The following is a 25,282-nucleotide window of genomic DNA, read 5'->3' on the forward strand; positions in this document are numbered from 1 at the left end:
GCCTACTCCCCACCTTCGGCGCGCAGATAGGCGATAATGGCCTCGGCATCTGCCGCATCTCGCAATCCACGGAAGGCCATGCGGTTATTTGGAAGATATCCGCGCGGATCTATCAGATAGGCAGTCAGTGCCTCATCATCCCACACCAGACCATCGGCGCGGGCCTGTTCAAAGGCAGGGGAATAGCGGAACCCTTCGGCATGGGCCGCGGTTGCCATATAGATGCCGTTAAGCTGCGGCCCCGCACCATTGCGCGCGCCCTCGCCCACTTGATGGCATGATCGACATGCCCTGAAGGCTTCCTCGCCCGCTGCAACCAATTCTGGGCTTGGACCTGTTTCTACGGGCGCGGCCTCTTCAGTGGTTGCAACCTCAACCACCCCGGCTGCGGAAGCATCGCCCCCCGTTTCGGACTCTGGCGTCACATCCAAAACCGCCGCGCGTGCAGTGATCTCGACACTCTCAGCGCAGTTTTCCATGCAAACGGCTTCGCTGAACGTGGGCAATTCCACTTCGGCGCGGTCATCCATGAAGAAATTCTCTTCATTAGGCAAACGTACCTCGAGGAAATTTTCATTCGACAATTCGAAATCGTCATCCACGAGATCGTTGGAATACATGATGTATGCTACAATCGCATAGACATCATCATCACTTAGGCTTTGAGCAGAACCGTATGGCATTGCACGATGCACATAATCCCAAACGGTTGAAAGGTAAGGCCAGTACGAGCCTACCGTTTTAACGGGATCTTCTCCCTCCAGAGTTCCAAATCCGCCCGCTATCACAGGCCAACGGCCTCTCGCCTCACCAAAGTCTCCATGACACGCTGAGCAATTATCGACCCAAAGTTCTTCACCCGTCCATACATCGCCCGAGCCTACGGGCAGACCTTGCCCATCAGGGCGCACGTCAATATCCCATGCAGCGATTTCTTCAGGCAAAGCCGTGCGGCCCAAACCATAGCCGCCATCCCGAGAGGGGGCCGCATTCTCAGCAAGCGCAAAGGTTGCGCCCCCCATCAACAGGGCTGCGGAAAGACTGATTACCTTATTCATCTTATCCAACCTCCACATTTTCCGCATTGCCGTTTTCATCCACCGCCCAAGTCTGGATCCCGTTATTGTGGTAGATGGAGTTCTCGCCGCGCACATGGCGCAGCATTTCCTTGGTGGGCTGCACATAGCCCGTGCTGTCATGGGCCCGGCTTTGCAACAGCAAGGGCCGCCCATCCCAATCAAATTCGAAATAGAAGCGATGCATGGACTTGTCTAAGGATGGCCCTGACATGCGCGCTTGGTGCCAATTAATGCCACCATCCAGCGTCACATCAACACGCGGAATTGTGCCGCGACCCGACCAAGCTACCCCCGTCAAAACAGTTGGGCCAGTCCCATGGGTGATGGGGGCCTGGGGGCTTGGGTTGGTGATGACAGATTTTGCATCCATCTCCCATGTAAAGCGCCGCGCCTGACCATTTTCGAGAAGGTCAGTATATTTCGAGGTTTCCTCGCGGTGATGCCATGGTTGATCGCCCACTTCGATGCGGCGCAACCATTTCACCCACATATTCCCTTCCCAACCCGGCACGACAAGACGCAGCGGATAGCCCTGTTCAGGGCGCAGTGCCTCGCCGTTCATCTTGAAGGCGACAAGACAATCATCAAGCGCCTTTTCCATAGGGATGGAACGGGTCATGCCCGAGGCATCCGCCCCTTCTGGCAGGATCCATGTGCCATTTGTTTTCACCCCTGCCTCTTCAAGCAGCAGGCGCAAGGGCACGCCTGTATAGACCACGTTATGGATCATACCGTGGGTGAATTGGCACCCGTTCAACTGCGCGCCACGCCATTCCATTCCTGTATTTGCAGCGCATTCGAGGAAATAAACGCGGTTCTCACGCGGGAAGCGCATGATGTCCTGCATGGTAAAGACAAGCGGATTATCGACCAAACCGTTGATCATCAGGCGATGATCTTCGGGGGCGATTTCGGCCACACCGCCGTGATGGCGCTCAAAGCAAAGGCCATTGGGGGTGATGATCCCATCAAGCTCATGCAGCGGCGTGAAATTGACCGATGACACGCTATCGGCGGTCAGCCATGGCACATTGCGGCGCACCACATGGGCCTCATGCGGGGATGGCATACCATAGGGCGCGGCATCCACGCCGGGCCCGAGATACTGTGTCCAAGGCTGCATTTCCGTGATCAATGGATCGGGGGCCGCCTGCGCGTAAACCTTGCCTGCAGCAAGAGCGCCACCTGTAACTGCGGCCCCTTTCAGAAATTGCCGCCGCGAAGGGGTGAAACCATTGTCTTTAGCCATGTCAGCTCCTTCAATAATCAATGCGGGCGAGGCTTAGCCCGCAACAACATCCACGCTGGTGTTGGGGTTAACTGTGACGGTGCCTTGCGCACGGATATGGTCTTCGACCACATCCCAAATCGCAGGCCCTTCGGTTCCTTCATTCACGCTGGCCCAACCCGCCACGACATAGGAGGCAGCAGGGTCGATGCGTTCGCCTGTTTCGAGCAGGGTCATCTCGGAAATACGGCTGCCCGCTGGCGCGTTGACATCAATCCGATATCCCATACCGCCCACGCGAACCATATCGCCGCCCTGTTGGTAATAGGGGTCGGGGTTAAAAATGTTATCGGCCACATCTTCCATCACGACTTTTAGGAATTCGCCGGTCATCTCAGTGCGGTAGGCCTGCGGATAGCTCATGGCGGTCGCGTTATAGATATCTTCGCGCTTGATCTCTTGACCCGGCAGCACGCTTGGCCCCCAACGGAAACCGGGGGATAGGGCGATCTGTGCGTCCCGTTGACTGATCAGGGCGTTACAGATCACATCATCCCATGTGCCGTTAAAGTTACCGCGGCGATACAATAGCGACCCCGCGGTGCCGATCACCTCGCCCATCTCGGCCTCAAAGGGCGCGCGGGTCTGCGCAATCAAGGCCGCCATGTCAGGATCAGGCGCAATCACATCTGAGAAAATCGGGATCAAACGATGGGTCAAGCCTTGCAGTGCGCCATCGCGCACGTCCAAATCAACACGGCTGACGAATTTGCCATGACTGCCCGAGGCGATGAGGAATGTATTGCCCACCTGAACCGCGTCAGGCAGCGCATCATGGGTGTGACCTGTCAGGATCACATCAATTCCAGGTATATCGCGGGCGAATTGGCGGTCTGTGTCAAAGCCATTGTGCGACAGTAGAACGACCACCTCAGCACCAAGGCCGCGCACCTCCTCGACCACTTCGGCGATGCGTTCACGGCGCAGCCCGAAACTATATTCAGGGAACATCCAACCTGGATTGGCGATTGGCATATACGGGAAGGCTTGCCCAATCACCGCAACCATGGTGCCGCCGCGCTCGAACAATTTGTAATCGTCAAAAACGGGTTCATCCCATTCAGCGTCAAAAATATTCGCGCCCAAGAAGGCAGGTTGCAGCGAATTTTCGACAATCTCATGCACGCGGTCAGAGCCCAGCGTGAATTCCCAATGCGAGGTCATGGCATCCACGCCAAGCGCGTTGAAAAGATCCACCATATCTTGGCCATTGGTGCGCAAAGCGGGCAAAGACCCCTGCCATGTATCGCCCCCGTCCAAGACAATCGCATCAGGCCGTTCGGCGCGAATGGCGTTGACCACAGTCGCGATGCGGTCAAGCCCGCCCATGCGGCCATAACCTTGGGCAAGGGCCGCGAAGTCACTATAGGTCAGCGCATAATCCAGATGACTGCCCTGAGAGATGCCATAGGCCGCGCGAAAATCCGCGCCCGTCAAATGCGGAACCTGCCCCAAGGCAGAGCCTACGCCCAAGTTGAACTCGGGCTCGCGGAAATAAATCGGTTGGGTTTGCGCATGAATGTCAGTGATATGCACCAAGGTGACATTCCCTGCCCCGCCTGTGCCGATCAGATCTTCCTGTGTCAGAGCTTGTTGCGCGGCAAGTTTGGCCCAATTGCCAAAGCCCGATGCGCCATAAAGCGCAGTCGTGGCCAAAGCAGCTTGAAGGAAATGACGGCGTGCGATCATGTTCTGTCACTCACATTCTAAAAATTGCATATATTTAGATACAAAATGCCCGCCTCAGGATCCCTAAGGCGGGCAAACAGCAAATCAGTTTCGAACCGACGGCCCCTCGACCGTTAGACCATTGCCACGCGATGCAACGTAAAGTTCCAGCGCAACAAATTCGTCACTGCCGATCGCATAGGTTTCTGCGCGTGTATCGCGTACACACCCACGGAAACGGTTTTGGACACCATTAAGTCTCGCATTCTTCAAACGATATGTCGGAAAACCATTAATCTGGCCCTGACTTAGGTGATCGGCACGAATACGATTTCCATAATTTTCTTCATGGCAATTAGCACAACTTAATTCCAGCTGCCCAAACCGTGTGTAGTATATCTCACGTCCTAACTCCCAAGTTTCATGGGCAGGGCCATCGATTGCGACGTCGACTATTTGACCGCGTCCAACGGATGCAATGAATGCAGTGATATCAAGCATATCTCCAGAATTAATGCCCCAAGGCTCTTCCATACCCATTTGTTCAGTTTGGCATTCCCGGACTTGCATTTCCACTGTTTGGACTGCACCGTGTTCTGCATCCCATTTAGGATATGTGGCACGAACATTCGTCAAATCGGAAGATTGATGACATGAAGCACAGCTCTGCCCATCAGCACCCATAGCCGTGTTGAAAAGCTGTTCGCCGTTTTCAACAAACAACATGCCAGGGTTGTCAAAATCATCCGCTTGCATAGCTTGGGTTTCATCCGCACGGAATACCCAGCCGGAGTAAATGGTCGAAACTGCTCCCTCCAAATGAGCAGGCGCTGCGGTTCGGACAATCATTTCGATTTCACCATTCACCACGAGATCTGCATCTTCGTCAGCATGCAAAATGCTCGATGATGCTGCCATCCCTAATGCAACGGCGATAGTCGCGATTTTGGACTTAGTGTTCATTCGTTGCTTCCTCCCTCGTGCTGACAATAATCAGCTTACTGAAATCTCAGAACTCTCTTCATAAACCGATCCATCGTCGTCATACCAAGTGAAGTTAAAGGTTCCAGACTCAGTAACCTTTGCTTCGAATTGGAGGTAAGGATTTGTGGATATCGATGGTTCCAAAGTAATGTCGACTACCACTTCATCATTTAGGGTGCATACAAATCGATTGATGATTGAGCGTGGTATCACTTCACCATCGCCATTTCGACGCATACCGCTTTCCATCGGATGGCTAATCAGCGTGCGTACAGATACAACCTCGCCTACCGAGGCCTCACGAGGTGCACGAACACGTGCAGTTACATTCTCTGCCATTTTAATCTCCGTTTCTCAGCCGCCGCAGCCGCCGATTGTAACCTTTACGTTAGACACAGCCTTCGCGAAGGTCCCATCAGACATCTTAGCGATGGCTATGACGTCTTGCTCACCCGCAAGACGAATACGGGTTGTGGCAGCTTGCGAGCCTGCGGCCGGGCCAAACTTAAAAGTTGCTACGTTCGGGTTTGGATTTCCATCGGCAAATATTACGATCTCCTGAGCGCCAGGTGCGCTCACTTCGATTTGAACCGTATTACCGTTCTCTGCGATCTCAGGCGCTATAAGCGTGAGCCCAGTATCTGATGTAGCTGCACCGCCAGTGTAAGTGGAAATAGCTTCATCAGCTCCTTCTGCTAATGACAAATTAGGCAACACTGTCAAAGCGGCAGCGGAGGTAACAGTTGTACCAACAAACTTTCTGCGCGTAAGCGACATGAATTTATCTCCCATAAACGCTCAATTTAGTATTCAGTGAGGGTCAAAAGATAGGCCACCACATCTTCGATATCTTGCGCTGCCAATAGAGGATCAAGAGCCCCTTCGGCAGCCTTTCCTGTGTAAGCATCTCCTGGCCGTGTGTAGCCATCAATTTTATAAAAGCTTGGCATCACTGACCCAGGAAACATCGCCTTGGCGTTGGCTACGATCCCTCGCAACCCGGCCTCATCCCAGCGTGCGCCAACACCATCCAGAGATGGACCAACTTCACCGTGGAATGGATATTCTTGCAACGCAGTTACCTGATGGCATGCAATACAGTTCCCAAGTCCACGAGTGGTCATAACCTCTTGGCCGCGAGCAGGGTCCCCCGCAATTCCGGTCAATGATTGGGCAATTTCTCCGTATTCATTGGCCACAACGGCCGAGGGTGACACAACCTCAGCTTGTGTTGCACCTGCGGACACTCCTAAGAGAGCCGCCAAAATTATATGGCGTGTAAACATTTTTCCTCCCTAGGGCGATTCATGCGCCTCTGTATACAACGGTAAACAAGTGCACCCTTAGATTGCAAGAACATATTTGCTTTTTTGAATAGGTTGTAATGCAAGTCACTGAAATTACTTGCACTTAATACTGTTGCAAAACCAAAGATTGCTTATTGCGGCAGCTGATCACGCAGCATGCGGGCATGGTAGGCCTGAAAGCCCTCCTCGCCCTCATAGCCCTTTTCCAACACCCAATTGAGCATGTTAAAGGTCGTCCAACGCCCAAAAGCGCCGGGGATCATCGCCACCGCGGCGTCGGGCGCGGTGGCACCGTCTGGTACATCTTCGGGGAAAAAGAAGATCGTGGGCGTAAACATCACCCGCCAACGCCGCACCATATCGCCCTCCAACAGCGCGGTGCCGTCAAAGTCAACCATTTCGGTGCTGCCATACATGTTGACGCGCACCACAAAGAAATCATCGCCAAGCATCTGTTCGATTTCGGGGATCACATAGACCTCTTCGTGCATCTGCGTGCAGTAGATGCAGCCGCGCTGTTCGATCATCACGACCAGACGCTTGCCCATAGCATTGGCCTCGTCCAAATCCTCGCGCAGATCACGGAACGTATCCATAATCCAATCGGCGCGGTGCAGCCCATCGCCATCCAATTCCACCGCCACAGCCGACAGTGGTAGCAGCGCAAGACCTGCGGCAACGATCATGGTTCTTAGGTTCATATCGCATCCTCCCCTTTTGCCGCCTTAACCCAATTGGCGGAAAATCTCGAAATTCTCGATCAGCCATTGGCCGATGTAATTGAGGGCATTGGTCGCAATCAGCACACCAAAGATGATCAAAAGCGCGCCCATGATTTTTTCGACCAGCCCCAAATGACGGCGGAACCGCCCCATCATGCGCATAAACGGCCCCACAAATCCTGCCGCCAAAACAAAGGGCAAGGTCATGCCTAGACCATAGGCCAACAGCAATGTGGCCCCTTGACTGGCCGTGTCAGTGCCAGCAGCAGTGAACAAAATCGCAGCCAAAACAGGGCCCACACAAGGCGTCCACCCAAAGGCAAAGGCAAGACCGATCACATAAGCCCCGCCATATGACATATTGCTGACCGATCCCGCCTCTGCACGAAACTGGCGATACAAGATGCCAATTCGGATCACGCCGAGGAAATGTAGACCCATTGCAATAATCAGCGCGGCTGCAATCCAACGCAGAATATCAAACCAATCGCGCAGCAATTGTCCAAACACCGAGGCCGAAGCCCCCAGCCCAACAAAGACCGTCACGATGCCCGCGGCAAAGAACATCGCCGCAAGAACCGCACGCAGACGGATTTCACGAGTGATGCCACCGCCCTCGGAAACCTGATTTAGGCTTACACCAGCAAGGTAACTAAGGTAGAATGGCACCATCGGCAAAATGCATGGCGATAGAAACGACAACAGTCCCGCAACAAAGGCACCGCCCAGAGTTACATCGAACATGACGCCTCCTATCGTTTCATATTCAAATATTCATATTGCGTTTACAAATTTGGGCAAGTCAATCTTTGCACGTACAACAATGCTGTTTTTTGCGCTTGGGTTGTGCGCAACCACAGTGGCCTCGGCACAAAATTTGGAATTGCTGATGATTGAAGATGAGGGATGTGTGTATTGCGCGCTCTGGCATGCCGAGATCGGCCCGGAATTTCCGATTACCCCAGAGGGGCAAACAGCCCCTTTGCGTCAAGCGGATATTGATGATGCCCTGCCAGATAGCGTAACACTTGCGCAGCGAGCGGTTTACACACCCACGTTTGTTCTGCTCAAAGATGGCGCGGAAACAGGTCGCATAGAAGGCTATCCAGGCGAAGAATTCTTTTGGTTTTTGCTCGGCCAGTTGATTGATGCTGCAGGTTAAGCTAAACCCTGCCTCAAATTGAGATGCCCCACCCGATCTCGGCAGGATGGACCATGCTTAACGAAGACAGGCCAACAATATTGCCTGACCTCACTGTCCCGATGGACAAAGTTCATTGGGAAAAACTGCGCTGCGAGGCACAGGCTGCAAGCGATTTCCTCAAGGCAATCAGTCATGAGGGCCGCTTGATGATCTTGTGCGCATTAACGCGCGGTGAAAAATCTGTGACCGAGATTGAAACGCTCTTATCGCAACGTCAGGCGGCTGTGTCTCAACAGCTTGCGCGCCTGCGTCTTGAGGGGTTGGTGACCGCACGGCGCGATGGAAAGCAAATATATTATCGTTTGACAGATGACCGCGCAGCGCGGATCATCGAACTGGTTTACGAGTTGTTCTGCGCCAAAGGGTAAGATCGGGCAAATCGGTCACCCCTGTTCCGGCGGAAGGGAGGGGACGTGCTCGAAGTATTGGGTGAGATATTGGCCATTGTGCTGATCGGCCTTACAGGTGGTTTGATCTTGGGCCTTGCCGCGCGTTTGGCGGGATTTTGCACCTTGGGCATGATCGAAGATGTCCATTATGGTGAGAACACAGGCCGCGTTTACCTTTGGCTTGCGGCACTTGGCATCGCCATTTTCCTAAACCACGCGTTGCATCATTTGGGCTATCTTGATTTGGGCCGCGTGGTTTACCTGCAAAACAGCTATACAATAGCGGGCGCCATTATCGGCGGACTGATTTTTGGCTATGGCATGGCGCAGGCGGGCAATTGCGGCTTTACGGCCTTGGCCCGCTTTGGTGGTGGCGATTTGCGCGCGATGGTCATTGCTTTGGTCATGGGCGTTGCAGCCCTGATCGCACTATCGGGCATTCTGGCCCCGCTGCGGATCTTGTTCTTTGACGCTACCCCTGCGCATGGCACCCCAACAAGCCTTGCCTTTCTTGCGGGCGATTTGGTGGCCCCTTCGGTTTTAGGAATGGCCCTTGGATTAACTGTGTTTTTAATCGCTATTGTCAAAACCCCAAAGGCGCGGCTCTTGCGCAACACATTCTGGGGCATGGCGGTTGGGGTCGCGGTGACATGGGGCTTTTTCGGCACCTATTGGGTGGGGCAAAACGGCTGGCAGGCTTGGCCTGTTGTCTCACAAACCTTTGCTGCATCTATCGGTGAGACCATCCATTACGCGATGTTCTCCTCAGGGATCGCCGCGAAATTTGGAATTGGCTCCGTCATCGGCGTGATCTCGGGCGGTTTTTTAGGCAGCTTGATCAAAGGGGGCTTTCGGTGGGAGGCCTGCGAAGACCCGCGTGAATTGAAGCGCCAATTGTTTGGGGCAGTTTTAATGGGCTTTGGCGCCGTATTGGCCGCGGGATGCAGCATCGGTCAGGGGCTATCAGCCATGTCCAGCCTCTCTATCACCGCCCCCCTTGTCGCGGCAGCAATCTGGCTTGGGGCATGGGTCGGCCTGCGCCAATTGATCCTTGGCTTCGAGGCCGAGTCGTAAATATTAGACTTTTCGAATATGTTTTGCTTGGCTATCCTTCTCCCGAAATTTGGGAGGAATGACCATGCAAATCACCAGACGCAATTTGATCTTATCAAGTGCTGCAGCCACCCTGTCAGGCCTTGCCCTGCCGCGCAAACTATGGGCGCAGACCACGCTAAATATGGGTGATTTTGAGGTGATGACCCTCTCAGATGGCAGCCTCACCTTGCCCGCAGATTTCATCTTTGGCCCCATGGATGATACCGCCCTTGCCCCCATTTTGGCCGAAGCGGGTGTGGATCGAAACGCGCCGCTGACGCCGCCCTGCAATGTCACGCTGCTGCGCAAGGGTGATGCGACAGTCCTGATCGACACAGGCGCAGGTTTTGCTTTTCAAGACAGCGCGGGGCAATTGCTTGATGCGCTCAACGCGGCGGGCATTGCGGCAGATGACATCACCCATGTTCTCTTTACCCATGGCCACCCTGACCATCTTTGGGGTGTGCTAGATGATTTTGACGAGGCGACATTCTTCAATGCCGAGCACATCATGGGCGAGATTGAATATGACTATTGGATGGACCCAAACACCGTCAATTCAATTGGCGAGGCCCGCGCGGCCTTTGCCGCAGGGGCCTCGCGCCGGCTTGACAGTTTGGGCGACCAGATCACGCGGATCAGTGATGGCGCCGAAATCGTTTCTGGCCTCCGCGCGAAATTAACGCCCGGCCATAGCCCGGGCCATATGGCCTTTGAAATTGCGTCAGGTTCACAACAATTGATGATCATTGGTGATGTCGTGACCAATGACCACGTTGGCTTTGCACGGCCCGAGTGGACATCGGGATCAGATCAGGATGAGGCCCTGGGGGCAGAAACCCGTGCCGCGCTGATGGATCAATGCGCCGCTGACGAGATCACCATCATCGGCTATCACCTGCCCAATGGCGGGATCGGCCGCGCCACCCGCGCAAATGAAGGGTATAGGTTTGAAGGGATTTAGATCATCACAGCCTTCATAACTGGATTTTTTGCAAGCCTTTCGCTGATTTTGGCCATTGGTGCACAAAATGCTTTTGTACTGCGCACGGGGCTATTGGCACGACATGTGTTTTGGGTCTGCCTGAGCTGTGCGCTGTCCGACGCGATTTTGATAAGTCTTGGGGTGGCCGGGTTTGAGCGGGCGACCGCAGCGCTGCCTTGGATTGCGCCTGCGCTAACCTATGGCGGCGCGCTCTTTCTCTTCAGCTATGGCGCGCTGCGATTTCGAGCCGCATTTGCAGGCGCGGATGCAATCAACCTCAGCGAGGTAACCCCGCCGACACGTCTTTGGGCAAGTCTGACCGCCTGTTTGGCCATCACATGGCTCAACCCGCATGTTTATCTCGACACAATGGTTCTTTTGGGTGCTGTTTCCGCCCAATTCACTGAGGAGAAACCCATTTTTGCAGCAGGAGCCATTCTGGCCTCTTTTTTCTTTTTCTTCAGTCTTGGCTACGGCGCACGGCTAGCGCGGCCCATTTTTCAGTCAGCCAAAGCTTGGCGTATTCTGGAGGCAGTCATTGGCGGCATCATGTGGGCCATAGCGACAGGGCTACTTATTTCAGCATAGTCGACCAAACTGACTCAGAAGCAGGAATAAGCTTTCTTGAGTTGCAAATCCTATGCTATCGCAGACGTTATGAAAAATGACCCTGACGCGAATGTTCTGGCCATTGATGGTGGCGGCACGCATTGCCGCATCGCCTATGGCAGCTGTGAAAATCACAGCTTGGTAGATATGGGCGCGGCCAATGTGTCGAGTGATTTTGAGGGCGCATTGAACACGATCCTTGGCGGGGTTGAGGCGCTTTGTGCCAAATTGCAAATGCCCGTTGCGGATCTTATCGCTTGCCCCTGTTATATCGGGGTTGCAGGGGTGAGTGGGCCAGAGATGGCCGCGCGCCTGCGCAAGGCGCTGCCCTTTTCTCATGTCCAAGTGACCGATGACCGCCCCCCTGCCCTGCGCGGCGCTCTTGGGGCAAAAGATGGCGCGATTGCCCATTGTGGCACAGGATCATTTTGGGGGGTTCAACTGGGCGGCACGCAAAAATTCGCAGGCGGTTGGGGCTATGTTTTGGGGGATGAGGCCTCGGGCCATTGGTTGGGGCGCGCGGCCCTCAGCGCCACACTAGAAACCGTGGACAGGCGGCGGCGCACCACTGATTTTTCGCAATCCCTGCTCGCCCAATATGATGGGGCGGCAGGGATTGTGCGCTTTGCCACCCATGCCCGCCCTGATGAGATCGCGGCACTTGCGCCCTTGGTGTGCAGCGCCGCCGCCCAAGATGACCCTCTCGCCCTCGCCCTGATGCAGGCAGGGGCGCAAGAAATCACGCAAAGCCTAACGGACTTGGGATGGCATGAGGGGCTAGATCTTTGCCTCACAGGGGGGCTTGGGGGTCAGTATCGCCCCTATTTGCCACCTGCCTTACAGGCCCGCATCACCGCGCCTGCGGCCGCACCCATAATAGGTGCCCTCGCCCTTGCCTCGGATTTTGCGCGCGAGGGGGTTGCATGAGCGCGCGACACCACCTGATCCGCAACGCCCGCTATTTTGATGGCGCCACCCTGACGAGCCCCGCCACAGCGCAGTTTGACGGCGATGATTTTGTAGGGGCGTTTGGCACGGATTACTACCTGCAAGGGGCCGCAGAGATTGATCTGGGCGGCGATATTTTATTTCCGGGCTATGTCGATTTGCAGGTCAATGGCGGGGATGGGATCTTGTTTAATTCTGCCCCTCACTGTGACGGCTTGCGGCGCATGGCCAAGGCGCATCGCCGCTTGGGCACCACTGCCTTCTTGCCGACCCTCATCACCGACACCCCCGAAGTCACCCGTGCGGCCATCGCCGCCACCCAAGATGCGGTCGCGGCACAGGTCGATGGGATTGCGGGCTTGCACCTTGAGGGGCCGCATCTGTCACTGGCGCGCAAAGGGGCGCATGCGGGCGGCCTGATACGCCCGATGACCGAGCAGGATCTGGCAGTCTATCTTGCCGCGGCGGCATCCCTGCCCTGTTTGAAACTGACGATAGCCCCTGAAAACGTCACAGAAGACCAAGTGGCCCAATTGGCGCGCGCAGGCGTCATTTTGTCCTTGGGCCACACGGATGCAGATTACGATACCTGCCTGCGCTATTTTAAGGCGGGGGTGCGGGCCACAACGCATTTGTTCAATGCCATGAGCCAGCTCAACAGCCGTGCGCCTGGCTTAGTCGGGGCGACCTTGGGCACGGGCAGCGTCAGCGCAGGCGTGATCGCGGATGGGGTGCATGTGCATCCACAATCCTTGCGCGCGGCATGGGACGCAAAAAAGGGGCCATGTGGGCTATTCCTTGTCACCGATGCAATGGCGGTAGCAGGTAGCGACATCACAGAATTTGACCTCGGCGGTCGGTGCATCACCCGAAAGAACGGGGTTTTGACCTTGGACGATGGCACGCTTGCAGGTGCGGATTTAGACCTGACCCGAGCGGTGAAAGTGACGGTCGAAGATGTCGGCATCTCCCTTGTTGATGCCTTACGCGCCGCAACCTCGACACCCGCCACACTGATCGGCCTCAGCTATAGACAGGTGCCCTTGCAACGTATGATGCGCCTCTCGACTAGAAGATGGACGCTCACCCCTTTGGAAAATGACCTGACATGAAACGCTTCTCCATCAATTCCATCATTGCAGACACCGATGAGATGACCCGTCACTTCGGCGCTTGACGCGGGCGCAAGCATTCTCACATTTGGCGCTAACAGTTGAGAGACACATCACCACGGGTTTTGGCCCGAAGAAAAGGTATAGAGCATGTTGAAAGTTGGACTTCTCGGCGCGGGCCGCATCGCGGGCGTTCATGCCACGGCCATTACCTCACACCCCCAAAGCGAGTTGGTCGCGGTATCAGATTTCTATCCTGAGGCGGCTGAAAAATTGGCGGCGCAATACGGCACCGTGGCGCGCAGCACCGATGAGATCATCGCAGACCCCGCGATTGACGCTGTGCTGATTGCAACCTCAACCGACACCCATTCCGATTTGATGGAGGCCGCCACCCGCGCGGGCAAGGCCGTGCTGTGCGAAAAGCCCGTTGACCTGAGCCTTGAGCGCGCGCGCGCCTGCCAAAACGTGGTCGATGCCACAGGTCGCCCTGTGATGATCGGGTTCAACCGCCGCTTTGACACCAATTTTGGCGCGCTCAAAGCCGCGCTTGCGGGCGGCGAGATTGGCAAGGCGGAATTGCTCTCGATCACCTCTTTTGATCCCGCCCCCCCACCTGTTGCTTATATCAAAGTCTCTGGCGGGATTTTCCGCGATATGATGATCCATGATTTTGACATGGCGAATTTCATCATGGGCTCTGCCCCTGTTTCGATCAGTGCCACGGCCTCCTCAATCGTGGATTCAGACATCGGCGCGGCAGGTGATTTTGACACAGCGATTGTGACCTTGCGCTATGCAGGTGGCGAATTGGCCGTCATCAAAAACTCGCGCCGCGCGGTTTATGGCTATGATCAGCGTGTGGAACTCCTTGGATCAAAAGGCCTCTTGCAGGCGCAAAATATGCTCGAAAATACGGTCGTAAAATCGGGCACCGAGGGCGTAACGGGGGCCAAGCCCACCTATTTCTTCCTTGAACGCTATATGCAGGCCTATAAGGCTGAATGGTCGGCCTTTGTCGCAGCGATCACCGAAGGAGCCGCCCTGCCCGTCACCTTGTCAGACGGGGTTTTGGCCCTCGCAATGGCCGAGGCGGCAACAATGTCCGCGAAAACGGGTCAACCCGTTCTCCTTGCCGATATCTAAGCCACGGAAACGCATATGAGCAGTTACGGTATTCGTGAGCAATTCAACATTCAGGGTCGTAGTATGATATCCATTTCTCCCCCCCTTGCCGATCAAAGCTGCAACATAACGTACATCGCCCAATCTAGGGGCGCCAAACCGCGCAATCTTTTTTAACCTTGTTAGCTGTATTGACATGATTGAGGTTTATCGCGTGTGTTGGGAACGGAATATCGTGATAAAGGAAACGACGCATGCATGACTTACCAACACGTTTGGAGCGACTGTACTCAAGCGCAGTTTACGATGCTTTGCGTGCGCTAGGGCACGACAATTGTGTTTTGCCCCATGGTATCAGCGCCCTGATACCTGGGCAGAAACTAGCCGGCGAAATTTTCACAATCGATGGGCATTACGAAGTAGGTCAGGATCCTCATTCAACACTGCTGAGTTGGTCGACTGTTCTATCAAAAGCACCGTCTGGGAAGGTCCTAATCTGCCAACCTAACACTTACGAAGTTGCATTAATGGGAGAGCTGTCTTCTGAGGTGCTTAAGAACAAAGGTGTTAAGGGATACATCGTAGATGGGGCCACAAGAGACGTGTCATTTATACTTGAAAATGAGTTTCCGACTTTTTGTCGCTTCAACACGCCAAAAGACATCGTCGGAAGGTGGGTGGCAAAAACTATGGGCGAACCCATTGAGATCGGTGGTGTCTCAATAAATTCGGGAGATTACGTAATCGCTGATCTTGACGGAGTAGTTATTATCCCCCGCATGATTGCTGAAGATGTCGTCAAAGCAACAGAAGAGAAAGCAAGTACAGAAACAGAAATGCGGGCCGCTCTAATGAGCGGGATGGACCCTGTCGACGCTTATAAAAAATACGGCGTTTTTTAGGTCACGCACTGACGGTAATGCCCATCTCTATTTTAAAAGCATAAAGTCTTCGCAGATCGGCAAACTACTTGGATATATTCAACGTCCCCATCGCAATACTACTGGATCTAACGGCTTTAATAGATCTATCAATCGAGATTTAATCTTAGGGTGAAGTTGAGGGATTGGATGACGACAAAAATCCGATTTGATGACACCACCTTCTACCATCGCAACTTTACATGCTTGCCAGCCACATTGGCGATTTTCATGATTTATTGCCATTGCAATGCGTTCATAACAGTCTGTAGCTGATTTAATTTCTCCGGCTAGATGCTTAACAATTACGGGCTTGATTTGGTCAACGATCATACCACTCGTCATAGAACCAGTCGCACCAGCATCAAGGTCAGCTAACAACGTAATACCCTCTTCTCCGTCGAAGGGGGCCTCTATTGCGTCGCCACCATGCTCAATCAAACTTCGAATTTTGTTTGCTGCTCTTGGGCATTCAATTTTGAAAAGCTTAACTGCCTCTATTTCTTTTGCCATTTTAACCAAGAGCGGGACAGAGAGTTCAACGCCAGACAAAGGCGCATCTTGCACCATAATATCGATACCCACTTTGCCCACAGCCGCAAATTGCTCAAAGCTTTGCTCAGGAGTGCCTTTTAACAGTGCCCCGTGATATGGCGGCATCATCATGACCACATCTGCTCCCAGGTCCTTCGCAAACTGAGCTCTCTGGACAGCTATCTGAGTTGCATAATGACTAATCGTCACTATCACAGGCACCCGTCCAGCGACGTGCTCGACACTAAGTCGAGCTAACTCCTCGCGCTCTGCGTCAGAGATCAGAAATTGCTCTGAAAAATTGGCAAGAATACAAATGCCATCGGCGCCTTGATCAATCAAACAGTCTAAAACACGCTTCATACCATGAAGATCTAAGCTCCCATCTTCGTTGAAAGGTGTGGGAGCAACGGGCCAAATGCCGGAGTAAATACTCAATTTTTTACCTCAAAAAAAATCCATGCAAAACGTCATTGATACAACGACAATCAGCGCACTGGGTCAGGTTCACGTCAAGCTAAAATAACGATTTTCAACGTACCAGTGGCAACGCAACCAGTTGAATATATCACGGCACTAAAGACAAAAAACCATGATTGTCGGGGGAAATTTCCAGTTTCAGACCCAAACAATACTTCAATTAGTGAGTACAAGCCGACCTGGTGTAAGCCAAGGAAAACATCCTCGTCTTACTTATTTTTTGTTATTTTAAAATTTTTATGTAATTCTGAAATTGCGACATAGGAGATAGGAAAATGAGAGTTTTGTATATCGGAATGTACAGTGAAGAGGGGCTCGAAGGTTTAGAGACCAGCAACTTCGCAAACCGCAAAGACGCCGCGGCATCAATAGCAAAAGCGGCGGGAGGAGAGCTCCTTGATTTGATGTATCTCCAAGGAGATTACGATATGGCAGCTCTTATGGAATTACCAAGCGTTGAAGCGGCCAGTGGATTACTGAAAGCAGTGACCGACTCCGGGGCTTGGGAAGATATGGTAATGTTGCCAGAATTTGACCTGGATAAAGGTCTAGCGGCAATTAAAGCAGTAAAATCAAGTTATAAAACTCCAGGCAAGGAGTAGCTTATGCCAACACTGCATGCTCACTAAAAATTCTAATTTCAGGCGCTGTTATTTTTTTGCACTGTAAAAAAACCAGCTACACAGGCAGGCTGCTGTCGGCAAAATGATTAACGCTGCCACTTGCCATGCGTTTGCATCAGATATTTTCACATCGTCCAGAACAAAAGCCGTCGAAAATACAAAAGTTAAGAGCCAAATGATTACATAGCGCACGCTTGTTAACAGGATTTTGATGGTGGGTTCATAGCGGTTCAATACACGGCCACTCCTCAGCAAGCGACGCGGCTAGCATGCCGACGGGAAGGCTACGAAGACTTGGATTTTCGTTAGCGTAATTCCACATTGTTTGTCTGTAGGCGGTAAGTGAAGTGTTTCCGCCTGATAGGTTTGCCTTTAAATGATTGGGAGTATCGTTGCGATCCAGCTGACAGTTTAAATCCATCAAACTGGACAAACCTACAATCACACCCATGCAAAGACCAAACTGTATATAATCATTGTCATCAACAAAGTCCGTTACTCGAGTGGGCTGACAGACTTCAAAAAACTGCTGTACAGTTAACGGTACAACCGCTTCCGCCCTCACCGGTGAAGTCAGTGCTGTGGCTGCTAACACGCCTATTACACCGTATTTTATTATGACCTTATGCATTGAAGCGTTGTATCAAGCGACGAAAGGTCACGAAAGCCAGTACTCATGACCCTTGTTTGCAAAGACAAAAACTGACGGTCTAAAAGAAAACTTTTAATGGTATTGCTCCCATACCTTGGGCCTTGAACATCAGCCCATCCTATGAACCGATTATTCCAAATTAAAATAGTTGTTCTCCAATCACCTTCAGAGCTGGTGTCAGAGACTATTTCATTCTCCAAATCCAACTGAAACGTGGCCAGTTCCCCATCAGGCCATTCACATTCTATCGAGGCGACCTCTGCCCCTAAAGGGGAAGCGAGCGCTGCGGCGATCAGTATGGTTACCAAGAAGTTTTGCATTCGAGAAAAGCAATCATCCTAACTAAAATGTGTCAAGGCATAGAAGCACTCGACCCCAATAATCAGGAGATATGCACGGCAACAAATATGAAGTCGTGCGCGCCTGGGGCGCTAGGTGCTCTTATGCGTCCCGATCCATGATCCACTCGACCTCTGGTGCGGGAACAAAGCGCCATTTCCGCAATGGTCCAGCCATAACATTGAGGTAGTACATCTCGAAGCCATAGGGCGCGCCGCAGGGGTGGTGGCCGCGCGGGACAAGGACAACATCGCCATCGTTTACCGCCATCGTTTCATCCAGGCATCCGTCATCTGTGTAAACGCGCTGGATCCCAAAACCTGAGGCCGGGTTAAGCCGGTGATAGTACGTCTCTTCTAGATACGTGATGCGCGGAAAATCATCTTCATCGTGGCGGTGGCTGGGATAGGATGACCAATGCCCTGCAGGCGTAAACACCTCCGTCACCAACAAGCTATCACAGAAGTCTTCGTTCTCCATTGCTATATTGTTGATATAGCGAGTGTTGGTGCCCTTGCCGCGTTCAGTCAAAGTTATGCCATCCGGGCCAATGCGGCGCGCCTTATGCCCACCATGCCCAGGCGCGGTACAGACGGCGATTACACAGTCAGTCTCGGCTTTGGCCTCCCAATCAGTGCCATTCGGTAAATAGAGACAATGCGGCGGGGTTTTCTCAAAAACGTTCATCCGCTCCCCCAGTACACCCCAATCCTGTCCCATACCATGGATCCTGGCTTTACCTTCAACCATTACAAGAATTACCTCTCGATCATCGGTTGCCTCGGCAGCAGTATCTCCTGCGTTGAGCCGGTAAAGCGAGAAGCCAACGTAACGCCAACCCGCACTTTCCGGCGTAATCTGGTGAACTTTCCCACGGTTGCCGAAGGGTTTTTTCAGAAGGTTAGTCATGGTGTTGTTCCTTTTCGACCTAGTCCGTTCGTTGAGACTTCTTGTTCTCAACATAACTCGCGTAGGCAGCTTTCACTTGGGCCCGTTCTGATACTTCTGGAACTCCAACATCCCACCACGTCCCGCCAGGCTCAGTGGACGGATAAGGATCGGTGTCGATGACGACTACAAAAGGACCCTTAATACTGCTCCGCTTAGAAAGCGCCACTTCCAGTTCGGAAATAGATGCAACCTTAATCGAAGTCGCGCCCATTGCTTCGGCGTGTTTTGCAAAATCTATATTTGAATTTTCACCCCCGATTGCATGCTCCAGGAGATTGTTAAACTCGGCACCGCCGGTGCCCATCTGCAGCCGGTTAATACAGCCGTAACCGCGGTTATCAGTCACTACTACTGTGAAGGAAATCCCGAGCATTGCCGCAGTCGCCATCTCAGAATTCGCCATCATGTAGGTGCCGTCGCCAGTGAAGCAGATCACGTCGCGCTCAGGATCGGCCATCTTGATGCCCATGGCGCCTGCAATCTCATAACCCATACAGCTGAACCCATATTCCATGTGGTACGATCCCGGCCGCCCTGCCTTCCATAGCTTGTGCAACTCGCCCGGCATAGTGCCGGCCGCACACATAGCGACTGTGTTGTCACCCGCGGCACGTTGGACCGCACCGATCACCTGCATGTCGGTTGGTAGCGAATTGCCGTCGCCGGGAGCCTCAGTGATTGGATCAACCTTGGCAAACCACTTGATCTTTAAGGGCTTGACGTCCCGACCAAAGCGCATATTGCCAAGTGCCACTCCCAATTCCTCAAGCCCAACCCGGGCATCCGCCAGCACCGGCATCGCACCATGCTTCATGGCATCATAGGCCTGCACGTTCAGGCTTATAATACGGCGCGCAGGATTGGAAAAAAGCCCCCAAGAACCAGTCGTGAAATCCTGGAACCGCGTACCAATCCCAAGAACCAGGTCGGCCTCAGCGCAAACATCGTTCGCAGGCTCGCCCCCTGTCACACCAATGGGCCCCAAATTCAATGAATGATCCCAGGGCAGAGCAGACTTGCCTGCCTGGGTCTCGGCCACGGGAATGTTGTGGGACTCGGCGAAAGCAGCAAGCGCTTCAGTCGCACCGGAATAATGCACGCCTCCACCCGCTACGATCACCGGCTTCTTGGCTGCCTTGATCGCCTTCACTGCGCGTGCAAGCTCCTCGGCATCAGGGCGCACGCGGCGTTGATACCAAATAACAGGCTCGAAAAAGCTGACGGGATAATCGTAGGCTTCAGCCTGAACATCCTGACAGAAGGCCAAAGTCACTGGGCCGCAGTCTGCTGGATCAGTCATAGTACGAAAAGCCCGCGGCAAGGCCGTCAGCAATTGTTCGGGGCGAGTGATCCGGTCAAAATAGCGGCTGACCGGCTTGAAGACGTCATTGGCATTGATCGTCCCATCGCCGAAGTCCTCTACCTGCTGCAATACCGGATCGGGGCCACGGTTTGCAAACACGTCGCCTGGGACCAACAAGACTGGTAAACGGTTCACATGCGCCAGCGCAGCGGCCGTCACCATATTAGTCGCTCCCGGGCCAATAGACGATGTGACGGCCATCGCTCGCCTACGGCTCAACTGCTTTGAATAAGCAATCGCAGCGTGAGCCATCGTCTGCTCGTTATGGCCTCGATACGTCGGGATCGCATCGCGGGAGGCATATAGAGCCTCGCCCAGCCCAGCCACATTGCCATGACCGAATATCGCCCAGACACCAGCGATGAACGGTTCACCGTCTTCCGTCAGTTGGGCCGTAAGATAGCGAACCAAAGCCTGTGCAGCGGTCAATCGGATCGTGGATGTCATGTTGCGTCCTCCTTCGCTAAGTTGCGGGCTTTGTCCCAAATCCCACAAAGGCGGGCATACTTATCCTTCATTTCTATGATGGCCTCATCATTGGACAACTCGCCCGCCATCCAGCGCCGCGCAGCATTACCAAAGATCGTTCGACCTACCGCAAATCCCTTCACTAGCGGCTGTTTCGCAGCCAGCGCGAAGCTGGCAGAAAGCTCTGCCTCTGACGCATCGAGACCCAGTACGACAATCCCACGCGTCCGCGGGTCATTCCGTTCAATCGCAGCAACCGCATTAGCCCAAGCAGCTTCCGTCCTGAACGGCTCCAACTTCCACCAGTCAGGGTAGATGCCAGCATCATAGAATGCCTGAATTAATGTCGCCGAGGTCGTATCATTGACTGGGCCAACCTTCGACGGAATGATCTCAAGCAGGAACTCTAGCCCGTTACGCCTCGCCGCCGTGAACAGACGTTTTACTCTTGCGATCTGCATCTTTGTTGTCTTGTCATCGTCATCGGGATGGCAGAATACCAGTAGTTTGACCACATTCTCCCGCGCCCATTCCCGAAGGCTGCCAACGTCCTCTCCCAATTCGGACTCGAACTGTATTGGCCGCGATCCTGGCAATTCAGTCGGTCGTCCAATCCAGAGGCCTGAGCCAGAGGCACGATGTAGCGCGGAGCGTCCGATACGATTGTCACATAGAATACCATAGCCCGCCTGACCATTTTGTACCTTCAATGCAGCATCAAGGCATAGTTCCTTAAACGCCGCACCCTTGGCCTTGGTGTAGCCCTCCATCTCTTCTAGTTGCAGACGGTGGTCGAAGGCAAAAATCTTTACTGACGGCCAATCGTCCAGACGATTAGTCGCCCAGTGCACCTGTTCAAGCTCCTCGTCATTTCGCAAGTCCGACTGCTTTATCCCCCGCTGAAAAAAGAACTGAAGTTCTTCCCAACTTGGATAGGCGGGCGTGCAGCCATGACGACTGACGGCGAATGCACCGCAGGCATTTGCGTATTTTAGGGCCGTTGGCCAATCCTCACCATCGAGCCAGCCTTTCAGCAGGCCGGACATGAAGCCGTCCCCTGCCCCCAGCACGTTAAAAATCTCAATCGGAAAGCCCGGTCCTGTCTGGCCATCATCTAGGGTGCCTGGGATATCACCCTCAAATGCTACCGCCCCCGCTGCGCCGCGCTTGCAAACCAATGTTGCGCCTGAAACCGCACGTACCGCGCGCAATGCTTCGATTGTGTCTGTCGAGCCGCCAGCGATGTGGAACTCTTCTTCAGTGCCGACAATCAAATCGAAGAGATGTAGCGTCGATTTCAGCTTCTCTGTAACAGCCATGCTTTCTACAAAACGGCTTTCGCCATCGCCATGACCAGCTACGCCCCAAAGGTTCGGTCGATAGTCGATGTCAAGAGCGGTACGCATGCTATTAGCGCGCGCGATCTCGAGAGCCTTCAGCGTCGCCGCCTCCACCTGTGGGTTGCTCAGATGAGTGCCGGTTGCCACGACCGCGCGGGCGCTTTGAATGAACTTTGGATCGATATCGTCCACCGTCAAACCCATATCCGCACAATTCTCGCGGTAGAAAATGAGTGGAAACCGTTCTTGATCCCGGATGCCCAACAGAACGAGGGCCGTCAGCCTCTCAGGGTCAGTTTTCACACCGTCGGTGTTCACACCCTCGCGCTGCAACTGCTCACGGATGAACCGTCCCATATGCTCGTCACCAACGCCCGTGATTACTGCTGACTTTAGCCCAAGTCGCGCCGTCCCGCAGGCGATGTTGGTGGGCGAACCGCCGATATACTTATCGAACGACCCCATATCCTCTAAACGCCCACCTATCTGCGCGCCGTAAAGGTCAACCGAAGATCGGCCGATTGTAATAAGATCAAGTGTCTTAGACATGTCTACCTCCTATCCCATACGTTCCGAGGCGTAGGAGCCCGGCGACGGCGGTTTAAATAAAAATGCTGTTTGAGGGTCAGTAAATGACCGCTCTAAAAAAGCTAGAACTCTCATCAATGATCGTGCAAGCTATATACGATAGCGCCAGACCATGAAGCACATTACCCTGGCCACAACTATCGCAGTAGCTACTTTTGTAGGGCCTGTTGCGGCGAGACTAAGGAGTAAAGTCTCAGTAAAACGCATTAGATGTAGTTAATTCTCATAACGCTAGTAGAGCGACGAGCATGATAAATTCGAAGCTTAAATCTGTCGTCAACGAACTCTCTGAACTTTTTGAAAAATTTGACCCTTCGGAAGTTGAGAAAATTTCAAACAAAATTATCGACGCAAACCATATCAGCGTCTATGGAGCTGGGCGGGAAAGACTGCAGATCATGGGATTTGCTATGAGACTGCACCACCTAGGTTTAAGCGTTTCAGTCGTAGGAGACATGACTACGCCACCGCTGGGGAGAGGCGACTTATTATTGATGAGTTGTGGCCCAGGACAACTGTCAACGGTGACTGCTTTAGCCCGTAGAGCAAAAAAATCAGGGGCAAAAGTAATTATGATTACTGCACAACCAACCGGAGAAAGCATTGAACTAGCAGACAATACGATCTTGTTGCCAGCGCAAACGATGGCGGATGACAGAGGTAACAAGAAGCAATCTTTATTGCCTATGGGTTCAATTTTTGAAGGGGGGCTTTTTATATTTTTCGAGGTAGTAATTCTGCATCTAAAGGATGCACTTCAAATTTCAGATGAACAAATGAGATTAAACCACACTAATCTGGAATAGTGTTTAACGTTAAGAATAATTCATGTTTAGTCTACTGCGTCTTTTGTTTAGCGGCCCCAAGCGTAACTACAGGCGCAACACGACACGTGTCTCAACCAAGACTGTTGTCAAAGAAGTAACCACAGTCACACCTCAAGGCACGATTAAATCTCAAGAATCCGTAAAGGTTCAAACCATCTCAGGCACGTGTTGGGTCATTGATGGTGATACCATTGCTATTGGTAAGCAGAAGATCAGGCTGGCTGGTATCAATGCGCCTGAACTCAATGAGCCTTACGGCAAACAAGCTAAGTGGGCGATGGTCAATCTGTGCAAAGGCCAGAATGTAACCGCTTATCTTACTGGCGAGACCAGCTTTGATCGTGTGGTGGCTAAATGTTTCTTGGACGATGGGCGTGATCTAGCTGCAGAGATGGTCAAACTTGAGCTAGCTTTAGACATTCCCATGTTTCCTGATGCTGACTACAAACATCTTGAGACACCAAACGCTAGACGCAAGCTGCGGTGGAAACCGAAGAAATGAAGTTTCCCCAAGGCTCGAGACAGATGCCGCCATCGCGTCTATTGAACGTGCATCCTACTGCTGACCAATAGGATTGCTCGCCAAGTGCTACCAAACAAAAAAGACATTCAATGAATCTACCAACCCATGACCAAGGCCCGAGGTCCGGGTCGCAAGGACCTAATATAGGGGTCCCCGGCCCCTACCCTCGCTCATAAACCCATTAAAATAGGCACAGTAACCCCTAAACTTTTGGAACCCATTTGGAACCCCAAAGCAAAGGTTTTTCTTTTTAAATCATGTAAGTGATTGATTTAATGGTGCCCCCACACGGACTCGAACCGCGGACCCTCTGATTACAAATCAGATGCTCTACCAGCTGAGCTATAGGGGCATTGCGTGGCCAGATAGGACTTTACGGCGGCAGACGCAAGAGGCTGGATTGAAAAATTTTCGATGAAACGCGCGCATTCTCTAGCGACTTTAGGATGCTTGAATTACGCAAATCAGCGGGACACGTATCACTGCGCTTCAACGCATACCCAGCGCCTCTTTATACATTTCAAGCACGGCTTCTTCCTCGGCGATGTCGTCAGGTTCGCGCTTGCGCAATGTGATCAGCTTACGGATGACTTTGGTGTCATAACCGCGTCCTTTGGCCTCGGCCATTACCTCTTTTTGTTGATCGGCAATGTCCTTTTTCTCAGCCTCGAGACGCTCAAACCGCTCGATAAAGGCACGCAGCTCATCTGCGGTGACCCGATAAGTCGCATCCGAGGAAGAGGGGCCAGCGGGGCTTTGGGCAATTTGGTCATCCATGAAACATGTCTCCTTCGGGCGGATCAGCAAAATTCTACGGCCCATGACCTAGCGCCCGTCATTGGCTTTCGCAAGCGCGTTTGGCGCAAAAGGATTGCGCGAAGGCCGCAATCGCGTTAGCCCGCAGGCGGTGAATTCTAAGCCCAAGGGAATATGCGCGATGGAATGGCTTGTTTGGATCGGGACGGGGCTGACACTGATCGGTCTTGGCTTTTTGGCCTATTGCATTTTCGCGGCCATGGCCGCCAAACGCGCGGGCCTGCCCGAGGCTGAGTTGCGCGCAAAATTGCAACGGATCGTGGTGATCAATATGGGCGCGCTTTTGCTCTCAGCGCTCGGGCTGATGTCCGTGGTGGTTGGAATTTTCCTCGCGTGAAACGCG

The 25,282-nt window shown here is 53.1% G+C and carries 29 protein-coding genes and 1 tRNA gene; 13 read left to right on the forward strand and 17 right to left on the reverse strand.

Annotated features, from left to right (window positions below):
* Positions 1-2: 2 nt before the first annotated feature.
* The 9 genes from AAC632_RS11975 to AAC632_RS12015 form a co-directional block, all read right to left on the reverse strand.
* Complete coding sequence (locus tag AAC632_RS11975) at positions 3-1,058, reverse strand: c-type cytochrome (protein WP_340299111.1); 1,056 nt, start codon at positions 1,056-1,058, stop codon at positions 3-5.
* A 1-nt stretch (position 1,059) separates the two neighbouring features.
* Positions 1,060-2,328: a sulfite dehydrogenase gene (soxC, locus tag AAC632_RS11980; protein ID WP_340299112.1), complete on the reverse strand. Its 1,269-nt coding sequence runs from the start codon at positions 2,326-2,328 to the stop codon at positions 1,060-1,062.
* Positions 2,329-2,361: 33 nt separating this feature from the next.
* On the reverse strand, positions 2,362-4,056 hold the full coding sequence (gene soxB / locus AAC632_RS11985) for a thiosulfohydrolase SoxB (protein ID WP_340299113.1): 1,695 nt from the start codon (positions 4,054-4,056) through the stop codon (positions 2,362-2,364).
* A gap of 84 nt (positions 4,057-4,140) precedes the next feature.
* Positions 4,141-4,998, reverse strand: a complete 858-nt coding sequence (gene soxA, locus AAC632_RS11990; RefSeq protein ID WP_445322681.1) for a sulfur oxidation c-type cytochrome SoxA — start codon at positions 4,996-4,998, stop codon at positions 4,141-4,143.
* Positions 4,999-5,028: 30 nt separating this feature from the next.
* The gene (gene soxZ, locus AAC632_RS11995) at positions 5,029-5,358 is read right to left on the reverse strand and encodes a thiosulfate oxidation carrier complex protein SoxZ (protein ID WP_340255807.1); all 330 of its coding nucleotides are present in this window, start codon (positions 5,356-5,358) and stop codon (positions 5,029-5,031) included.
* A 15-nt stretch (positions 5,359-5,373) separates the two neighbouring features.
* The gene (gene soxY, locus AAC632_RS12000; RefSeq protein WP_340299156.1) at positions 5,374-5,796 is read right to left on the reverse strand and encodes a thiosulfate oxidation carrier protein SoxY; all 423 of its coding nucleotides are present in this window, start codon (positions 5,794-5,796) and stop codon (positions 5,374-5,376) included.
* 26 nt (positions 5,797-5,822) lie between these two features.
* Positions 5,823-6,305, reverse strand: coding sequence for a sulfur oxidation c-type cytochrome SoxX (gene soxX / locus AAC632_RS12005; protein WP_340299114.1), 483 nt, complete (start codon positions 6,303-6,305; stop codon positions 5,823-5,825).
* A gap of 152 nt (positions 6,306-6,457) precedes the next feature.
* A complete protein-coding gene (locus tag AAC632_RS12010; RefSeq protein ID WP_340299115.1) occupies positions 6,458-7,027 on the reverse strand; it encodes a SoxW family protein in 570 nt (189 codons plus the stop codon).
* 24 nt (positions 7,028-7,051) lie between these two features.
* The gene (locus AAC632_RS12015) at positions 7,052-7,792 is read right to left on the reverse strand and encodes a cytochrome c biogenesis CcdA family protein (RefSeq protein ID WP_340299116.1); all 741 of its coding nucleotides are present in this window, start codon (positions 7,790-7,792) and stop codon (positions 7,052-7,054) included.
* Positions 7,793-7,871: 79 nt separating this feature from the next.
* On the opposite strand from AAC632_RS12015, the gene AAC632_RS12020 reads away from it, so the two are divergent.
* From AAC632_RS12020 to AAC632_RS12060, 9 genes are all read left to right on the forward strand, one after another.
* A complete protein-coding gene (locus AAC632_RS12020; RefSeq protein WP_340299117.1) occupies positions 7,872-8,210 on the forward strand; it encodes a hypothetical protein in 339 nt (112 codons plus the stop codon).
* Positions 8,211-8,311: 101 nt separating this feature from the next.
* Positions 8,312-8,620 (forward strand): ArsR/SmtB family transcription factor, encoded by a 309-nt coding sequence (locus tag AAC632_RS12025; RefSeq protein WP_340256499.1) that lies wholly within the window; start codon positions 8,312-8,314, stop codon positions 8,618-8,620.
* 45 nt (positions 8,621-8,665) lie between these two features.
* Positions 8,666-9,715, forward strand: a complete 1,050-nt coding sequence (locus tag AAC632_RS12030) for a YeeE/YedE family protein (RefSeq protein WP_340299118.1) — start codon at positions 8,666-8,668, stop codon at positions 9,713-9,715.
* Between the two features lie 64 nt (positions 9,716-9,779).
* Entirely contained in the window at positions 9,780-10,700 is a 921-nt protein-coding gene (locus tag AAC632_RS12035) for an MBL fold metallo-hydrolase (RefSeq protein WP_340299119.1), read from the forward strand.
* 48 nt (positions 10,701-10,748) lie between these two features.
* Positions 10,749-11,309, forward strand: coding sequence for a LysE/ArgO family amino acid transporter (locus tag AAC632_RS12040; protein WP_340260318.1), 561 nt, complete (start codon positions 10,749-10,751; stop codon positions 11,307-11,309).
* Between the two features lie 36 nt (positions 11,310-11,345).
* On the forward strand, positions 11,346-12,257 hold the full coding sequence (locus AAC632_RS12045; protein WP_340299120.1) for a BadF/BadG/BcrA/BcrD ATPase family protein: 912 nt from the start codon (positions 11,346-11,348) through the stop codon (positions 12,255-12,257).
* A complete protein-coding gene (gene nagA / locus AAC632_RS12050; RefSeq protein ID WP_340299121.1) occupies positions 12,254-13,390 on the forward strand; it encodes an N-acetylglucosamine-6-phosphate deacetylase in 1,137 nt (378 codons plus the stop codon). The genes AAC632_RS12045 and nagA overlap by 4 nt, the downstream gene beginning before the upstream one ends.
* 150 nt (positions 13,391-13,540) lie before the next feature.
* On the forward strand, positions 13,541-14,536 hold the full coding sequence (gene iolG / locus AAC632_RS12055; RefSeq protein ID WP_340299122.1) for an inositol 2-dehydrogenase: 996 nt from the start codon (positions 13,541-13,543) through the stop codon (positions 14,534-14,536).
* A 233-nt stretch (positions 14,537-14,769) separates the two neighbouring features.
* Positions 14,770-15,417 (forward strand): RraA family protein, encoded by a 648-nt coding sequence (locus tag AAC632_RS12060; RefSeq protein ID WP_340299123.1) that lies wholly within the window; start codon positions 14,770-14,772, stop codon positions 15,415-15,417.
* Positions 15,418-15,495: 78 nt separating this feature from the next.
* Here the strand turns inward: AAC632_RS12060 and AAC632_RS12065 are convergent, their stop codons facing one another.
* Complete coding sequence (locus AAC632_RS12065) at positions 15,496-16,407, reverse strand: dihydrodipicolinate synthase family protein (protein WP_340299124.1); 912 nt, start codon at positions 16,405-16,407, stop codon at positions 15,496-15,498.
* A gap of 317 nt (positions 16,408-16,724) precedes the next feature.
* On the opposite strand from AAC632_RS12065, the gene AAC632_RS12070 reads away from it, so the two are divergent.
* Positions 16,725-17,051 carry a GYD domain-containing protein gene (locus AAC632_RS12070; RefSeq protein ID WP_340299125.1) on the forward strand — a complete coding sequence of 109 codons (327 nt, stop codon included), beginning with the start codon at positions 16,725-16,727 and terminating at the stop codon, positions 17,049-17,051.
* Between the two features lie 48 nt (positions 17,052-17,099).
* On the opposite strand, the gene AAC632_RS12075 is transcribed toward AAC632_RS12070, so the two are convergent.
* The 5 genes from AAC632_RS12075 to AAC632_RS12095 form a co-directional block, all read right to left on the reverse strand.
* A complete protein-coding gene (locus AAC632_RS12075; protein WP_340299126.1) occupies positions 17,100-17,306 on the reverse strand; it encodes a hypothetical protein in 207 nt (68 codons plus the stop codon).
* On the reverse strand, positions 17,293-17,667 hold the full coding sequence (locus tag AAC632_RS12080; RefSeq protein WP_340299127.1) for a hypothetical protein: 375 nt from the start codon (positions 17,665-17,667) through the stop codon (positions 17,293-17,295). The genes AAC632_RS12075 and AAC632_RS12080 overlap by 14 nt, the downstream gene beginning before the upstream one ends.
* Positions 17,668-18,165: 498 nt before the next feature.
* A complete protein-coding gene (gene iolB / locus AAC632_RS12085; protein ID WP_340299128.1) occupies positions 18,166-18,972 on the reverse strand; it encodes a 5-deoxy-glucuronate isomerase in 807 nt (268 codons plus the stop codon).
* 19 nt (positions 18,973-18,991) lie between these two features.
* On the reverse strand, positions 18,992-20,824 hold the full coding sequence (gene iolD / locus AAC632_RS12090) for a 3D-(3,5/4)-trihydroxycyclohexane-1,2-dione acylhydrolase (decyclizing) (protein WP_340299129.1): 1,833 nt from the start codon (positions 20,822-20,824) through the stop codon (positions 18,992-18,994).
* The gene (locus tag AAC632_RS12095; RefSeq protein ID WP_340299130.1) at positions 20,821-22,734 is read right to left on the reverse strand and encodes a bifunctional 5-dehydro-2-deoxygluconokinase/5-dehydro-2-deoxyphosphogluconate aldolase; all 1,914 of its coding nucleotides are present in this window, start codon (positions 22,732-22,734) and stop codon (positions 20,821-20,823) included. Before AAC632_RS12095 ends, iolD begins: the two co-directional genes overlap by 4 nt.
* Before the next feature lie 287 nt (positions 22,735-23,021).
* Here AAC632_RS12095 and hxlB point away from each other — a divergent pair, with 287 nt between their 5' ends.
* Both hxlB and AAC632_RS12105 read left to right on the forward strand, forming a co-directional pair.
* Positions 23,022-23,579 carry a 6-phospho-3-hexuloisomerase gene (gene hxlB / locus AAC632_RS12100; protein ID WP_340299131.1) on the forward strand — a complete coding sequence of 186 codons (558 nt, stop codon included), beginning with the start codon at positions 23,022-23,024 and terminating at the stop codon, positions 23,577-23,579.
* 22 nt (positions 23,580-23,601) lie between these two features.
* Positions 23,602-24,102, forward strand: coding sequence for a thermonuclease family protein (locus AAC632_RS12105; RefSeq protein WP_340299132.1), 501 nt, complete (start codon positions 23,602-23,604; stop codon positions 24,100-24,102).
* 297 nt (positions 24,103-24,399) lie between these two features.
* Here the strand turns inward: AAC632_RS12105 and AAC632_RS12110 are convergent.
* Positions 24,400-24,475 (reverse strand) — tRNA-Thr (locus tag AAC632_RS12110).
* 137 nt (positions 24,476-24,612) lie between these two features.
* Complete coding sequence (locus AAC632_RS12115) at positions 24,613-24,900, reverse strand: DUF2312 domain-containing protein (protein WP_340260305.1); 288 nt, start codon at positions 24,898-24,900, stop codon at positions 24,613-24,615.
* Positions 24,901-25,060: 160 nt separating this feature from the next.
* Here AAC632_RS12115 and AAC632_RS12120 point away from each other — a divergent pair, with 160 nt between their 5' ends.
* Positions 25,061-25,276 carry a hypothetical protein gene (locus tag AAC632_RS12120; RefSeq protein WP_317655122.1) on the forward strand — a complete coding sequence of 72 codons (216 nt, stop codon included), beginning with the start codon at positions 25,061-25,063 and terminating at the stop codon, positions 25,274-25,276.
* The last annotated feature ends 6 nt before the right edge of the window (positions 25,277-25,282 follow it).

The sequence above is a fragment of the Roseobacter sp. HKCC-CH-9351 genome (assembly GCF_037830295.1).
In the GTDB taxonomy this organism is placed as follows: Bacteria; Pseudomonadota; Alphaproteobacteria; order Rhodobacterales; family Rhodobacteraceae; genus M30B80.